Raw genomic sequence first — 13,973 nt, forward strand, 5'->3', positions numbered from 1 at the left:
AAGCTGGGTATCAGCCCATCGAGTCCAGCAGCGCATCCACCCGGTCGTCCACGCTCCGGAAGGGATCCTTGCACAGAATGGTCTGGTGGGCGCGGTCGTTCAGCTTCAGATGGACCCAGTCCACGGTGTAGTCGCGGCCGAGTTCCTGGGCGCGCCGGACGAAGTCGCCGCGGAGTTTGGCGCGCGTTGTCTGCGGCGGGGCATCCACCGCGTCCTTGACCGCGGTGTCGTCCACCACCCGGCGCACGGCCCCGCGGGCCTGGAGCAGGTAGAAGAGGCCGCGGCCACGGGAAATGTCGTGGTAGGTCAGGTCCAGCTGCGCAATCCTGGGAGCGTCAAGGCCCAGACCATGCCGTTCCCGGTAGTTGTCCATGAGCTTCTTCTTAATGGCCCAGTCCACTTCGGTATCGATCGTGCTCGTGTCGCCGCTTTCGATGGCGTCCAGCGTGCGCTCCCAGAGGTTCAGGATCAGCGGCACGTGGGGGTTGTGCGCGCCGTGTTCGGCCACGAACGCGGTCACCTTGCCCAGGTATTCGCGCTGGATTTCCAGGGCTGTGAGCTGCCGGCCGTTGGCGAGCCGGACCAGGGCCCGGCCGCTGAGGTCGTGGGATATTTCCCGGATGCTCCGGATCGGGTTCTCCATCCGCATGTCGCGCATGATCACCCCGGCCTCGATCATCCGCAGGATCAGGTCCACCGTGCCGACCTTGAGCAGCGCCGTCGTTTCGGACATGTTGGAGTCGCCCACGATCACGTGCAGGCGCCGGTAGAACTCGGCGTCCGCGTGCGGCTCGTCCCGGGTGTTGATGATGGGCCTGGAGCGGGTAGTGGCGGAGGAAACGCCTTCCCAGATGTGGTCGGCCCGCTGGGAGAACGCGAAGGTCGCCCCGTGCGGGGTCTTGAGGATCTTGCCGGCCCCGGCGATCAACTGGCGGGTCACGAGGAACGGGATGAGGATTTCGGCGAGCCGGGAAAATTCGCCGCGCCGCGGGATGAGGTAGTTTTCGTGGCTTCCGTAGGAGTTCCCGGCCGAGTCCGTGTTGTTCTTGAACAGGTATACGGTGCCGTTGAATCCCTCCGCCGCCAGCCGTTCCTGGGCTTCGTCCACGAGGTCGCACAGGATCAGTTCCCCGGCACGGTCATGGGCGATCAGCTGGGCCAGGTCGTCGCACTCGGCGGTGGCGTATTCCGGGTGCGACCCGACGTCCAGGTAAAGGCGCGAGCCGTTGGTCAGGAAGACGTTGGAGGACCGTCCCCAGCTGACCACCTTGCGGAAGAGGTAGCGGGCTACTTCCTCCGGTGCCAGCGGCCGGGACTCCGGGCTTGAATAGGAAATTCCGAATTCGGTTTCGATGCCGAATATGCGCTTGTCCATCTCAGTTCTCCTCAGCCAGCAATGCCACGATGTCCGGGTCCTCGAGCCGGCGGAACGCCCGGCGGGTGCCGCGGCCGCTTTCCGATCCCCGGTCCAGGACCGCAACTTCCAGTGCGGATACGGGCAAGGTGGTGGTTTCCTTGTCCGCCACGAGCCCGGCGAGGGCCAGGCGGATGGCGCCCGCGAAGTCGAGTTCGCCCTGCCAGCCCGCCGCGACAGCCTCGGAGACCTTGTCCGCCTGGCCGCCCATCACAATAAAGCCGTGCTCGTCGGCGATGGACCCGTCAAAGGTCAGCCGGTACAGATGGTCCGCCTCCTGGGCCTGGCCGACTTCGGCCACGGCCAGTTCGACCTCGAAGGGTTTCTGTTCGGCCGTAAACACCGCGCCGAGGCTTTGTGCGTACACACTGGCGAGGCCGCGGGCCGTGACGTCCTCGCGGTCGTAGGAATAGCCCCGGACATCGGCATACCGCACCCCGGCTTGCCGCAGGCTTTCAAACTCGTTGTACTTCCCGACGGCCGCGAACGCGATTTTGTCGTAGATCTCGCCGATCTTGTGCAGCGACGGGGACGCGTTCTCCGCCACGAGGGCAATCCCGTCCCGGCAACTGATGACCACCACCGAACGTCCGCGGGCGATGCCCTTCCGTGCGAAATCCGCACGGTCCTTCATCAGCTGTTCGGGAGATACATAGAACTGCTGGGTCATCTCAGGCCTCCCGCTGGGCGACGGTGCGGGATTCGATGACGCGGCCGGCCACGGCAGCAAGGTCGCGGTCCGGGACCCGGAAGGCGCCTGTCCGGTTCACGATATACACCACCGGCCATAGCTGCCGGACGGGGTCCGGCCCGCCTGTGGCGGAGTCGTCGTCGGCGGCGTCGTACAGGGCCTCGACGGCGACTGCCACGGCGTCCTGTTCCGAGAGGCCGGGACGCCAGAGTTTCTTCAGCGCGCCGCGGGCGAACATCGAGCCGGAGCCCACCGCGTGGTGCTCCTGTTCCTCGTAGCGGCCGCCCGTGACGTCGTAGGAGAAGAGCCGGCCAAAACCTGCGGGTCGGTCGAATCCCGCGAACAGGGGCACGACGGCGAGGCCCTGCATGGCCATGGGCAGGTTGCCGCGGACCATGGCGCCGAGCCGGTTCGCTTTGCCGTCCAGGCTCAGGAGGGTGCCCTCGATCTTCTCGTAGTGTTCGAGTTCAACCTGGAACAGCCTGGTGATGTCCAGGGCGATGCCGGCGGTCCCGGCAATGCCCAGCACTGAGTACTGGTCGGCGGGAAAGACCTTCTCGATGTGCCGGCTCGCGATCACGTTGCCCATGGTGGCGCGGCGGTCCCCGGCCATCAGCACTCCCCCGGCGTAGGTCATCGCCACGATCGTGGTCCCGTGCGGGGCCTGCAGCGGTGCTCCTGGCTGGCCGGCGTGCCCGCCGGCGGGCAACTGGCTGAAAGGCACTTGGCCGAACGGCATCAAATCGGGCCGTTCGCGCTGCAGATGCTCGGTGAATGAGGACGTCGCGTTGGCTGCTACTCGGTTGGCTGTTGTTTCCTGCACTAACGCTCTCCCTCAACGTGGTGGATCAACGACTCTTCCGGCCCTTAGCCCCTCCCGCCGCCCTCATCCGGCGGCCGGCGGCGCTCCTACTGGCCGCCCTTTTGGACGAATGCGCGCACGAATTCCTCGGCGTTGGACTCCAGCACGCCGTCGATCTCATCGAGGAGATCATCGACGCCCTGGGTGGCTGCCGACGCCTGGGCGTCCGCCGGGGCCGGCGGCGCGGCGGGGACGTCCTCGTCAACCTCGGTGTCCCGCGACTGCGGCTGCTGCTGCTCCTGGCCTGCCATTGTTTTCTCCTTCATGTCCGTCCCTTTTCTCCTAAGGGACATCCTGTAGCAATAGTGCCACGCCCGGGGCGCCCGCGGGGGGCTTTGTTTTCAGGAACCGGGGCTGAGTCCGAGCAGTTCTGCCAGGAACGTCCCGGCCTCCCTGTGCCGGGCAAACAGGCCGCCGGTGAGGGCTTCGGTCCCGCGCAGCGGCTCGCGGGTTGGGACTCGCTGGAGCCTGCCGCGGCCGGGGACATCGAAGATCACCGAGTCCCAGCTGGCCCCCGCGAGGTCTGCACCGAACCTGCTGACGCAGCGCCCGCGGAAGTACGCCCGCGTGTCCGACGGCGGTTCGGTCACCGCACGGGCAATCGCGGCGTCGTCGACGATTCGGTGCATCCGGTCGCGGGCCAGCAGCCGGTAGTAGAGCCCTTTTTCGGGGCGGATGTCGGCCCACTGCAGATCCACGAGGCCCAGCCGCGCGTTGTCCCAGCCCAGGCCGTCACGCTGCCGGTAGCCCTCGAGCAGGGACAGTTTGGCGAGCCACTCGACTGACGATGCGGCCGCCGCCCGGTCACCGCCGAGTTCGCTCAGCGTGGCGGACCACCGCTCCAGGACCTCGTGGGTGTGGCCGTCACCGTCCACGGCGTCCGCGACGCCGGTGTCCTGCGCGTGCTTGGAGGCGGCCTCGAAATAGATCCACTGGAGGTCCAGGGCGCTGATCCGCCGGCCGTCGCCCAGGCGCAGCAGCCCGGTGAGCGAGGTGTCGTGGCTGACGGCCTGCAGCGCGGCGACGGGCTCATGGACTTCGATCCGCGGCGCCAGCCCGGCCTCGATCAGGCTCAGGACCATCGCGGTGGTGCCGAACTTGAGGAAGTTGGACGCCTGGCTGAGGTTGGCGTCGCCGATGATGACGTGCAGCCTGCGGTATTTGTCCGCGGTGGCGTGGGGCTCGTCCCGGGTGTTGATGATGGGGCGGCGGATGGTGGTTTCCAGGCCCACTTCGGTTTCGAAGAAGTCAGCGCGCTGGCTGATCTGGTAGCCGGCCCGGGCGCTGTCCTGACCGAGGCCCACCCGCCCGGCACCGCAAATGATCTGCCGGGTGACGAAAAACGGCGTGAGGCCGCGCACGATTTCGCCGAAGGGCACCGAGCGGGGCATCAGGTAGTTCTCGTGCGAGCCGTAGGAGACCGATTTATTGTCCGTGTTGTTCTTGTACAGGTTGATCGGCGGCAGTTCGGGATCCGCGGCGAGGCGCCGGACCGCGGCCAGGGCCACGAGGTCGCCGGCGGCGTCCCACGTGACGGCGGCGCGGGGGTTGGTCACCTCGGGGCTGGAATACTCCGGATGGGCGTGGTCCACATACAACCGTGCGCCGTTGCCCAGCACCATGTTCATCAGCAGCGTGCCGGACTCGTCCTCGCCGTCGGCCTCGAGTTCCTGCCGCCCGTAGGCGAGGGCGATCGCCTCGGCGTCGAGGACGGGAGGCTGGTCGGTGAGTTGTTCCGGGTCCGCGCTGCTCCGCTCCAAGGTCCAGCCGCGGGCGTCGTGCAGCGGTTCCTCGTCCGTGTAGTCCCAACGGGTCTCGGCGCCGCCGGCGGCCCGCTGGCGGGTCACCTGGGCATACGCCTGAATGACCCGGGCTGACATCATCGTGGCGTTTGCTCCCGGGGCCGAGGGCGCGTGGATGCCGTATTCGGTCTCCGATCCCATGACCCGCATCGCCCCGCCGACCGGCAGCCCGCCCGCAGTGTCGGCGGGCTTGCCGGGGACAACAGCCGTCACAGGTACTGGCCTGTACTGGGCATCGTCTCGATGGACTTCCCGGGCTCCTGGCCGGCCTTGCCCTGGACGATGGTGCGGATGTACGTGATGCGCTCGCCCTTCTTGCCGGAGATGCGTGCCCAATCGTCCGGGTTGGTGGTATTGGGCATGTCCTCGTGTTCACGGAACTCGTCAACGACCGCCCGGAGTAGATGGTCGATCCGCAGGCCCTTCTGGCCGATGGTCAACAGGTCCTTGATGGCGTACTTCTTGGCCCGGTCCACGACGTTCTGCACCACGGCGCCGGAGTTGAAGTCCTTGAAGTAGAGCATTTCGGTGTCGCCGTTGGCGTAGGTGACCTCGAGGTATTCGTTGGACTTCTCGGTGGAGTACATCGCCTCGACGGTGCGTTGGACCATGGCGTCCACGGTCGCCTGCACGTCGCCGTTGTGCTCTCCGAGGTCGGACTCGTGGAAAGGCAGGTCCGTGGTGATGTACTTGTTGAAGATGTCGGCCGCGGCCTCGGCGTCGGGGCGCTGGATCTTCACCTTCACGTCCAGGCGGCCCGGGCGCAGGATCGCCGGATCGATCATGTCTTCCCGGTTCGAGGCGCCGATCACGATCACGTTGTCCAGCCGTTCGACGCCGTCGATCTCGCTGAGGAGCTGCGGGACGATGGTGGTTTCGACGTCGGAGGAAATGCCGGTGCCACGGGTGCGGAACAGCGAGTCCATTTCGTCGAAGAACACCACCACCGGGCTGCCCTCGGACGCCTTTTCCCGGGCGCGCGCGAAGATCAGGCGGATGTGGCGTTCGGTCTCGCCGACGTACTTATCGAGCAGCTCTGGTCCCTTGATGTTCAGGAAGTAGCTCTTCATGTCCGTCTTGCCGGCGCGCTCGGCGGCCCGGGCGGCCAGCGAGTTGGCCACGGCCTTGGCGATCAGGGTCTTGCCGCAGCCGGGCGGGCCGTACAGCAGGATGCCCTTGGGCGCCTTGAGCCCGTGCTCCCGGTACAGGTCCGGGTGCAGGAAGGGCAGTTCGACGGCGTCGCGGATCTGTTCGATCTGCGGGCCCAGTCCGCCGATGTCCTGGTAGGTGATGTCCGGGACTTCCTCGAGCACGAGGTTCTCCACCTCGGAGCGCGGGATCTTTTCCAGCGCGTACCCGGTCCGGGAATCAATCGAGAGCGCGTCGCCGACCCGGAGCCGCTGGGCGAGCAGGGCGCCGGAGAGGCGGATGACCCGCTCCTCGTCGGCGCGGCCCACCACCAGGGCACGGTCGGGCCCCAGCATTTCCTTGAGCGTGACCAGGTCCCCGGCCCGCTCGTAGCCGAGTCCGGCGACCACCATCAGGGCCTCGTTGAGCAGGACTTCCTGCCCGACGGCGAGCTGGCTGATGTTGACCAGCGGGCTGATCCCAACCCGCATCTTGCGGCCGGCGTTGAAGATATCCACGGATTCCTCCGTGGCCGCCTGGCCGCTGTTCCCGGCCGTCGGCTGCCGTTTCGGGTTGAGCTGCAGGACGGTGCCGAAGCTGTACGGCGGCTGTCCCTCCTGGTCGAGGGCGTTCTTCAGCCGCAGGATCTCGGCCTTGGCCGTTTCCAGCATGCTGACCAGTTTGGAGTTGTTCTGCGTCGCGGCGGCGAGCTGGCGGTCAATGTGGCGGAGCTTGTCCCGAAGGATGTTGACCTGCCGCTCGGCGACGGACAGTTCATTGGCGGCATACCGGTCACCCTCGCCGGCTGCGGCGCGGGCCGCATCCGTGCGGGCGGCAGCATCCGCTGCGTCCTCGGCCGGTGTGCGGCCCGGGTCAGTATTCGGAGTCTCCATCGTGCATCAGCCCCTTCCTGCTCTTCTGTTAAGACCATAGCCCTAAGAAGGCGGGTGCCGCTGGAGACATCCGAAATATGCTGCCTAGTTCGTTATCTCCGGGGCGTCGACGACGTTCGTTCCGGCAATTGCGTCGCGGGCGGCGCGGCGCAGCTTTTTGTCCGAGACCGCACGCTCGCCCACAGCGCCCGGGGTCCAGGCGTTGACGTCTTCTTCGTTAAAGTCGGTCTTAGAGGGGCGGCGCTTTACCGAAATTCCCGTGACGCCGTCGGCGAGGCGGCGGGTTACCAGCAGGAAGCCCGTGTGGGCGACCATGCGGTGGTCCGGGCGGACGGCCAGGCCTTCGAGATGCCAGCCGCGGACCATGGATTCCCACGCGTCGGGTTCGGTGAAGCGTCCGTCCGCACGGATGGCTTCGGCTGTCCGCGAAAGTTGCGTCACAGTCGCGACATAATTGATCCACACGCCGCCGGGGGCCAGGACGGTGGCGACGGCGTCGAGGCATTCCCACGGCGCGAGCATGTCCAGGACCACGCGGTCCACGGAGCCGGGTTCCTCGGTGCGCACCACTTCCTCCTGGAAGTCGCCAAGGGAGATCTTCCAGGCCGGGTGCGGGCCGCCGAAGATGGTCTCGACGTTGCCGCGGGCGATGTCCGCGAACTCCTGGCGGCGTTCGAAGGAATGCAGGTAGCCGTTGTCCCCCACCGCGCGCAGCAGGGAGATGGACAGGGCGCCCGAGCCGACGCCGGCTTCGACAACGCGTGCGCCCGGGAAGATGTCCGCCATCGTCACGATCTGGCCGGCGTCCTTCGGGTAGACCACGGCCGCGCCGCGGGGCATCGAGAGCACGAAGTCCGAGAGTAGCGGACGCAGGGTTTGGTACTGCTGTCCGACGTTGTTGACCACCACTGAGCCGTCGGGCTTGCCGATGATCTCGTCATGGTTCAGGAAGCCCCGGTGGGTGTGGAACGCCCCGCCGACTTCGAGGGTGATCGTGTTCATGCGGCCACGCTCGTCCGTGAGCTGGACGCGTTCGCCTTCACGGAAGGGTCCGCGGCGGCGCGCCGCGCCGGTGGCACCATTCGCGCCGGCGGCACTGCTGGCCCCGGCGGTGGGAGTGTCAGTGCCTGCGGCGGCGGTGGTGTTGGCAGTGTTAGTGCCTGCGGCGGTGTCGCTGCTCATGAAGATGTTCCTCGCTCCTGTAAAGCTGTGTGGCCGCGGACATGCCGGCGGGCACCGGTCCTTGCGCGTGGGGGCCGGAAATTCACGACCGCCCAGTAACTCTACCGGTTCTGCCCCTGGTTCTGGCGTTCGTTCCGGTACTTGCCCGTTATGGCCCGGACGACGGCGGCCTGGCGCAGCAGCCCGGTGACGGCGCCCTCGCGGTTCACCACCGCGTACTCCTGGCCCTCGAGCTGGGCCAGGTACTGGACGAGCTCCTGGCCCTTGGACCATTCGGGGACATAGGCGCCCGCGCCAAGGGGGTAGGAGACCGCGGTCAGGGCGGTCGCTGCGGCCAGTCCGGCAGGCACGCTGGCGGCGGCGCCGGCGTCGACGATGGCCACGGGACGGCCGTCCCGGTCGCACAGCACCACGGCGGGCTTTCCGCCCGGCGCCCGGTCCAGGAGGTCCGCGACCGTCGCGGTTTCCGGAAGGCCGAGGGCGGGTTCGGCGAGGGCCGCGGCGTCGACGAGGTGCAGCCGGCCCCGCAGGCGGGCCTGCTGGATCGAGGCCGACGCCCCCATCCACAGGAAGCTGCCCACCAGGGCGGTGATGAGGGTGAAGGAAATATCCGGCCGTGCGCCGCTGACCAGCGGCAGGACAATGAACCACAGGGCGAGGGCGATCACGATGATCCGGCCCGCCCAGCCTGCCGCAATTGTGCCCTTCTCCTGGCTGCCGGTGGCTTTCCACACGGCGGATTCGACCAGCCGGCCGCCGTCCAGCGGAAGGCCGGGAAGGACGTTGAAGATGCCGATCAACAGGTTGGCCCAGACGAAGATGTTGGCCAGGATGTCGGCCACGCCGTTCAGGTCGCCGTAGGCAAGCGGGAGCCAGCCTGCGCCGGCAAGGACGAAGTTCGCGGCCGGGCCGGCCATCGCCACCAGGACGGAGCGGCCGGGTGAGGCCGTGAAGCTCTGGAACTGGGTGTGGCCGCCCCAGAGGTTGAGGACAATTTTCTCCGTGGGCCAGTGGAACAGCTTCGCGGTCAGCGCGTGCGCGAGTTCGTGGGCCAGCACGGAAATCAGGAGCAGCAGCGCGTAGGCGAAGGCGACGAAGAAGGCGGTGACGCCGAGGCGCGGATTGTTGCTCTGCAGGACCGGCCCGTAGGCGATCACCGTGAAGGCCGCGATGATGAACCAGGAATACGCCAGAAATACCGGAATGCCGGCGATCCGGCCCAGCGGGATCCCTTCCCGGCGGTTAGCCGGAGTCTTGCCGCGTTCCCCCTGGCTGCCGGTGTCAGCCACGGGAGCGGCCCGCGGTCGAGAGCGTGGTCGAGACCGTACTTAAGCGGCCGGTTGGGTCCGCGGCGGCGCCGAAGGTGGCGTCGGGGAAGTCGTGCCGCAGGGCCACGAGCTCCTCCAGGTCAGCGACTGTCCGGCCTTCCAAGGTGTTCCAGGTGGCGCGGCGGGGATCGTGCGGTAGGGGCAGGATGTGCGGGATGGCGACCGTGACGACGCCGGAGGCCACGGCAGCGGCGACACCCGGCACGGAATCTTCCAGGGCCACGCAGTGGTGCAGGCCGAGCTCGGGATCCTGCTGCTGCAGGAGCTCGACGGCCGTGAGGTAAGCCTCCGGGTGCGGCTTGCCCTGGGTCACAGTGTCTCCCGTGACCAGGAACTCGAAGTAGGGCTCGGGCAGGCTCGCAACGATCTCCCGGGCCAGCGGGGCCTCGGACATGGTGACGAGGGCGCAACGGACGCCGGCGTTGTAGAGTTCGTCGAGCAGTTCGCGGGCCCCGGGGCGCCAGGGAATGGAACTCCGGACCTGGCTGATCACGTGGCCGGTGAGGGTGTCGATGATCTCGCGCCGTTCCAGGGCCACGCCGGCTTCCTGCAGGATTCCCGCGGAAAACATCAGGGACTGTCCCACGAGCTGCATGGCCTGTTCGTGGGACCATTGTCCGCCGTGGGCTTCGACGAGTGCGTGTTCGGCTGCGATCCAGTAGGGCTCGGTGTCGACAATGGTGCCATCCATGTCCCAGAGCGCTGCTTTAAGGAGGGGCCGGGAAGCTGAGGATCGCATGCCTTCCAGTCTACGGGGAAGCCCGCGGCCGGGCGCCCGCGCTACGCCTACGGCGAATTCCACGCGCCCGACCGTGGGATTCCGGGCGGAAATTGCGGTCCCTTGGCGCTCGATTGCCTGCGCTCGGCGGGTTCTTGGACGTAGGGTGATGGCATGAACAGCTTCGAGGCAGACCCCACCGAACCAGGCGCCGTCTCCGAGCCGGAGCGGCTGCTGCAGCCAGTCCCCGAGGGCCGGCGCATCACCGTCATGCTCGCGGCCTTCGAAGGCTGGAACGACGCCGGAGAGGCCGCCAGCGATGCCCTGCGCTACCTGAACAAGCTCTGGGGCGGCAAGAAGGTCGGGGCGATCGACGCCGACGAGTACTACGACTTCCAGTTCACCCGGCCCACGATCCGGCGGACAGCGGCCGGTGAGCGGAAGATCAAGTGGCCGTCCACACGGATCTTCAAGGCCAGCGTCCCCGACTCGAACGTGGACGTCATCTTCGTCCAGGGCACCGAGCCGTCCTACAAGTGGCGTGCCTACACCGCGGAACTGCTGGTGCACGCCGAGGCCCTGCATGTCGACTACGTCATCCTGGTCGGTGCGCTGCTGGCTGACGTGCCGCACAGCCGGCCCATTCCGGTCAGCACCTCCACGGACGACGCCGCACTGCGTGAGCGGATGGACTTGGAGGCCTCGCAGTACGAGGGCCCGGTAGGGATTGTGGGCGTGCTCGGCGAGGTGGCCCTGCTGGCCGGGCTCCCGACCGTGTCGCTCTGGGCGGCCGTGCCGCACTATGTAGCCCAGGCCCCGTCGCCGAAGGCGCAGCTGGCCCTGCTGCACCGGGTCGAGGAGCTGCTCCAGGTCCCGCTGGACACCACGGAACTCGTGGAGGAGGCCGACGCGTGGGAACGCGGCGTGGACGAGCTCGCTACAGAGGATCCGGAAATTGCGGCGTATGTGCGCCAGCTCGAGGAGGCCAAGGACACCGCCGACCTCCCGGAGGCCAGCGGTGAATCGATAGCCCGCGAATTTGAGCGCTACCTCAAACGCCGGGGCAAGGACAAGCCCTAGCCCGCGTCCCGCTTTCCCCGGACCAGAGTCTTATGACCCTGACGGCGGGCGCCCGTCGCGGCGAGAGTTGGACCTGGCCGCGACGCCGGCCAACACCGAGTGGAGGGCACACCATGACAGATCACAACTACATCTTGTTCGTGTCGTCGTACGCCGACGAGGACTCGGCGGCAGAGGATTTCAAGGCCATCAAGGGCATGGACGACGCGGCCGTCGCGGCTGCCGTCGTCCTGTCGCGTGACTCCTCGGGCAAGAGCGAGGTCAAGGAGCACGGCGGCGGACTGGTAGCCGGCGGCACTAAGGCCGGCGCAGTCGGCGGGCTGGTGGTCGGACTGTTCGCTCCGCCGCTGCTGCTGTCCGGCGTGATCGGTGCCGGGATCGGCGCTGGTGTGGGTGCCATCAGGAAGCGGCATGAGGAAAAGTCCATCGGCGTCAACGCGGAGGAGTTTCTGCCGCCGGGCTCCTCGGCGATCGTTGCCATCGTCGAGGACCTCTACCTCGACCGCGTCGACAAGGCGATCAGCAAGGCCACCAAGAAAGTCAGCAAGGCTGTCGAAAGTGGTGACTACGACGCCGTCGTCAAAGCCGTGAACGAGGGCGACGAGAAGATCATCGAGGCCGCTTCGTCCTGACCGGCCGACGCAGCCACCGTGGAGACGGCCGCTGGGATTTGGGATCTGCTCCGGTCGGGGCCGATCGAAAACCGGTTAGAGTTCGACGCCGAGCAGGGCGTTGACGGCGTCGCTCACCAGCGCGGCGTCCGTGGCCGATGCCTCCCCAGGGGCTGCCAGGGCGGCCTTCGCCCAGGCATCGACAGCGGCGAGTGCGCCGGGCGCGTTCAGGTCGTTGGCGAGTTCGGTCCGCAGCCCGCCAAGCAGGGCCGCGGCGGAGCCTTCCGGCGCCACGGCGAGGGCCTCGCGCCAGGTGCGGAGCCGGTCTTTGGCCTCGGCGAATCCGGCGGCGGTCCAGGACCAGTCCGTGCGGTAGTGGTGGGCCAGGATCGCGAGGCGGATCGCGGCAGGTTCTTCCCCGTCAGCCCGGAGCCTGGAAACAAGGACAAGATTGCCCTTGGACTTGCTCATCTTCTCCCCGTCGAGGCCCACCATGCCCGCGTGCGCGAAGTGGCGGGCCAGCGGCACGCCCGCCAGCGAGTACGCGTGGCCGGCGCCCATTTCGTGGTGCGGGAATATAAGGTCCGAGCCGCCGCCCTGAACGGTAAACGGCTTGGGCAGGTACTCCTGGGCGATCACGGTGCATTCGACGTGCCAGCCGGGCCGGCCCTCCCCCAGCTCGCCACCGGGCCAGCTGGGCTCGCCCTCGCGGGCAACCCGCCAGAGCAGCGGATCCAGCGCCTGGCGCTTCCCGGCCCGGCCAGGGTCGCCGCCGCGTTCGGCGAAGAGTTCCAGCATTTCGGCGTCGGAGAGTCCGGAAATGGATCCCAGGGTCCAGGCGTCGACGTCGTCCGTCGAGTGCTTCCCGGCGGCTTCGACGTCGTAGTAGACGTCTCCGTCGGGCTCGCCGCCGGTGCCGGGGACGCGGTACGCGAGTCCGTTGCGCAGCAGGCGCTCGATGGCGGGAACGATCAGGGGAACGGCCTCGACGGCACCGATGTAGTGGTCCGGGGCGAGGACGTTCAGGGCCTCCATGTCGGTCTGGAACAGCTCGATTTGGCTCGCGGCGAGATCGCGCCAGTCGACGCCGGTGGCCGTGGCGCGCTCCAGGAGGGGATCGTCGACGTCGGTCACGTTCTGGACGTAGGCGACGTGCTGGCCGCCGTCCCGCCACGCGCGGTTGAGGAGGTCGAAGGCGACATAGCTGGCCGCGTGGCCCATGTGCGTGGCGTCATAAGGGGTGATGCCGCAGACATACATGGACTGCTCACCCGTGGCCTCCAGGGTGACAATTCCGCCCTTGGCGGTATCGAAGAGGCTCAGGGCGGGCATGCTGCCGGGGAGCTGGGCAACAGGGCGGGAGGTCCAGGATTTCACAGACCAAGCCTAGTGCTAGGCGCTGATGACATTGAAACCGAGGAGCAGGAACAGCGACATTCCCAGGATGATCCGGTACCAGACGAAGAGCCGGTAGCCGCGGGTGGAGACGTATTTCAGGAACCAGCCGATGATGACGTATCCCACAATGAAGGCGATCACGGTGGCCAGGGCAGTTTCCGGGAGCCCGTACGGGCCGGTGATGCCTTCCTTGGAGACCACTTTGTACAACTGGTAAAGTCCGCTGCCGAACACGGCGGGGATGGCCAGCAGGAAGGAGTAGCGGGCCGCCGCCTCACGGGTGTAGCCCATCAGGAGCCCGGCGCTGATCGTGCCGCCGGAGCGGGACACACCGGGGAACAGGGCCAGGGCCTGCGCCAGTCCGTAATAGAGGCCATGTCTGTAGGTCAGCTGCGTCAGTTCACGGTCCTGCCGGCCGATGGTGTCGGCTACCGCGAGGACCATGCCGAAGATAATCAGCATGGTCGCGACGCCCCACAGGCTGCGGAGTACCGATTCGATCTGGTCCTGGAACAGCAGGCCCAGGACGATGATCGGGATGCTGCCCAGGATCACCAGCCAGCCCATGCGCGCATCCGGGTCCTGCCGGGAGACTTTGCCGGTCAGCGAACCGGACCAGGCGCGGATGATCCGCAGGATGTCGCGCCAGAAATAGACGATCACCGCCGTCTCGGTGCCCAGCTGCGTGATGGCCGTGAAGGCGGCGCCGGGATCGGACGCTTCCGGGAGGAAGGCGCCGACAATCCGCAGATGGGCGCTCGAGGAAATCGGGAGGAACTCGGTCAGCCCCTGTACCAGGCCCAGCAGAGCCGCTTGTATCCAGTTCACGTTTATAGACCCTACGTTACGAAGCAGCCCGACCCCGT

General features: G+C 67.5%; 13 protein-coding genes. 2 read left to right on the forward strand and 11 right to left on the reverse strand.

The window, feature by feature from the left end; translation table 11 throughout:
- Positions 1–10 precede the first annotated feature (10 nt).
- The 9 genes from pafA to AC1DZV_RS01145 all read right to left on the reverse strand — a co-directional run bounded on the left by pafA (position 11) and on the right by AC1DZV_RS01145 (position 10,039).
- Positions 11–1,375, reverse strand: coding sequence for a Pup--protein ligase (pafA, locus tag AC1DZV_RS01105; RefSeq protein WP_476952731.1), 1,365 nt, complete (start codon positions 1,373–1,375; stop codon positions 11–13).
- 1 nt (position 1,376) lies between these two features.
- On the reverse strand, positions 1,377–2,084 hold the full coding sequence (prcA, locus tag AC1DZV_RS01110; RefSeq protein ID WP_476949583.1) for a proteasome subunit alpha: 708 nt from the start codon (positions 2,082–2,084) through the stop codon (positions 1,377–1,379).
- Between the two features lies 1 nt (position 2,085).
- Positions 2,086–2,928, reverse strand: coding sequence for a proteasome subunit beta (gene prcB, locus AC1DZV_RS01115; protein WP_476949584.1), 843 nt, complete (start codon positions 2,926–2,928; stop codon positions 2,086–2,088).
- Positions 2,929–3,014: 86 nt separating this feature from the next.
- Positions 3,015–3,218, reverse strand: a complete 204-nt coding sequence (locus AC1DZV_RS01120) for a ubiquitin-like protein Pup (protein ID WP_026266331.1) — start codon at positions 3,216–3,218, stop codon at positions 3,015–3,017.
- Between the two features lie 90 nt (positions 3,219–3,308).
- Complete coding sequence (gene dop, locus AC1DZV_RS01125) at positions 3,309–4,982, reverse strand: depupylase/deamidase Dop (protein WP_476850914.1); 1,674 nt, start codon at positions 4,980–4,982, stop codon at positions 3,309–3,311.
- Positions 4,979–6,790, reverse strand: a complete 1,812-nt coding sequence (gene arc / locus AC1DZV_RS01130; RefSeq protein ID WP_476949585.1) for a proteasome ATPase — start codon at positions 6,788–6,790, stop codon at positions 4,979–4,981. The genes dop and arc overlap by 4 nt, the downstream gene beginning before the upstream one ends.
- Positions 6,791–6,874: 84 nt before the next feature.
- The gene (locus AC1DZV_RS01135) at positions 6,875–7,972 is read right to left on the reverse strand and encodes a tRNA (adenine-N1)-methyltransferase (protein WP_028275577.1); all 1,098 of its coding nucleotides are present in this window, start codon (positions 7,970–7,972) and stop codon (positions 6,875–6,877) included.
- A 101-nt stretch (positions 7,973–8,073) separates the two neighbouring features.
- The gene (locus tag AC1DZV_RS01140) at positions 8,074–9,261 is read right to left on the reverse strand and encodes a site-2 protease family protein (protein WP_476949586.1); all 1,188 of its coding nucleotides are present in this window, start codon (positions 9,259–9,261) and stop codon (positions 8,074–8,076) included.
- Positions 9,254–10,039 carry an HAD family hydrolase gene (locus AC1DZV_RS01145; protein WP_476949587.1) on the reverse strand — a complete coding sequence of 262 codons (786 nt, stop codon included), beginning with the start codon at positions 10,037–10,039 and terminating at the stop codon, positions 9,254–9,256. Before AC1DZV_RS01145 ends, AC1DZV_RS01140 begins: the two co-directional genes overlap by 8 nt.
- 153 nt (positions 10,040–10,192) lie before the next feature.
- Here AC1DZV_RS01145 and AC1DZV_RS01150 point away from each other — a divergent pair, with 153 nt between their 5' ends.
- Together AC1DZV_RS01150 and AC1DZV_RS01155 are read left to right on the forward strand one after the other, a co-directional pair.
- Positions 10,193–11,098, forward strand: coding sequence for a PAC2 family protein (locus tag AC1DZV_RS01150; protein WP_018772914.1), 906 nt, complete (start codon positions 10,193–10,195; stop codon positions 11,096–11,098).
- 113 nt (positions 11,099–11,211) lie between these two features.
- Entirely contained in the window at positions 11,212–11,730 is a 519-nt protein-coding gene (locus AC1DZV_RS01155) for a DUF1269 domain-containing protein (protein ID WP_476952732.1), read from the forward strand.
- 75 nt (positions 11,731–11,805) lie between these two features.
- On the opposite strand, the gene mshC is transcribed toward AC1DZV_RS01155, so the two are convergent.
- Both mshC and AC1DZV_RS01165 read right to left on the reverse strand, forming a co-directional pair.
- Positions 11,806–13,086, reverse strand: a complete 1,281-nt coding sequence (gene mshC, locus AC1DZV_RS01160) for a cysteine--1-D-myo-inosityl 2-amino-2-deoxy-alpha-D-glucopyranoside ligase (RefSeq protein ID WP_476949589.1) — start codon at positions 13,084–13,086, stop codon at positions 11,806–11,808.
- A 15-nt stretch (positions 13,087–13,101) separates the two neighbouring features.
- The gene (locus tag AC1DZV_RS01165) at positions 13,102–13,935 is read right to left on the reverse strand and encodes an undecaprenyl-diphosphate phosphatase (RefSeq protein WP_476949590.1); all 834 of its coding nucleotides are present in this window, start codon (positions 13,933–13,935) and stop codon (positions 13,102–13,104) included.
- Positions 13,936–13,973 lie beyond the last annotated feature (38 nt).

It is taken from the genome of Arthrobacter sp. P1_D12, from assembly GCF_056406175.1.

What these genes read in the sequence shown, in the direction of transcription:
- AC1DZV_RS01120 (WP_026266331.1), bottom strand. Translation starts at nt 3,218, where the DNA reads ATGGCAGGCCAGGAGCAGCAGCAGCCGCAGTCGCGGGACACCGAGGTT.
- prcA (WP_476949583.1), bottom strand. Translation starts at nt 2,084, where the DNA reads ATGACCCAGCAGTTCTATGTATCTCCCGAACAGCTGATGAAGGACCGT.
- AC1DZV_RS01135 (WP_028275577.1), bottom strand. Translation starts at nt 7,972, where the DNA reads ATGAGCAGCGACACCGCCGCAGGCACTAACACTGCCAACACCACCGCC.
- AC1DZV_RS01150 (WP_018772914.1), top strand. Translation starts at nt 10,193, where the DNA reads ATGAACAGCTTCGAGGCAGACCCCACCGAACCAGGCGCCGTCTCCGAG.
- AC1DZV_RS01155 (WP_476952732.1), top strand. Translation starts at nt 11,212, where the DNA reads ATGACAGATCACAACTACATCTTGTTCGTGTCGTCGTACGCCGACGAG.
- AC1DZV_RS01145 (WP_476949587.1), bottom strand. Translation starts at nt 10,039, where the DNA reads ATGCGATCCTCAGCTTCCCGGCCCCTCCTTAAAGCAGCGCTCTGGGAC.
- pafA (WP_476952731.1), bottom strand. Translation starts at nt 1,375, where the DNA reads ATGGACAAGCGCATATTCGGCATCGAAACCGAATTCGGAATTTCCTAT.
- arc (WP_476949585.1), bottom strand. Translation starts at nt 6,790, where the DNA reads ATGGAGACTCCGAATACTGACCCGGGCCGCACACCGGCCGAGGACGCA.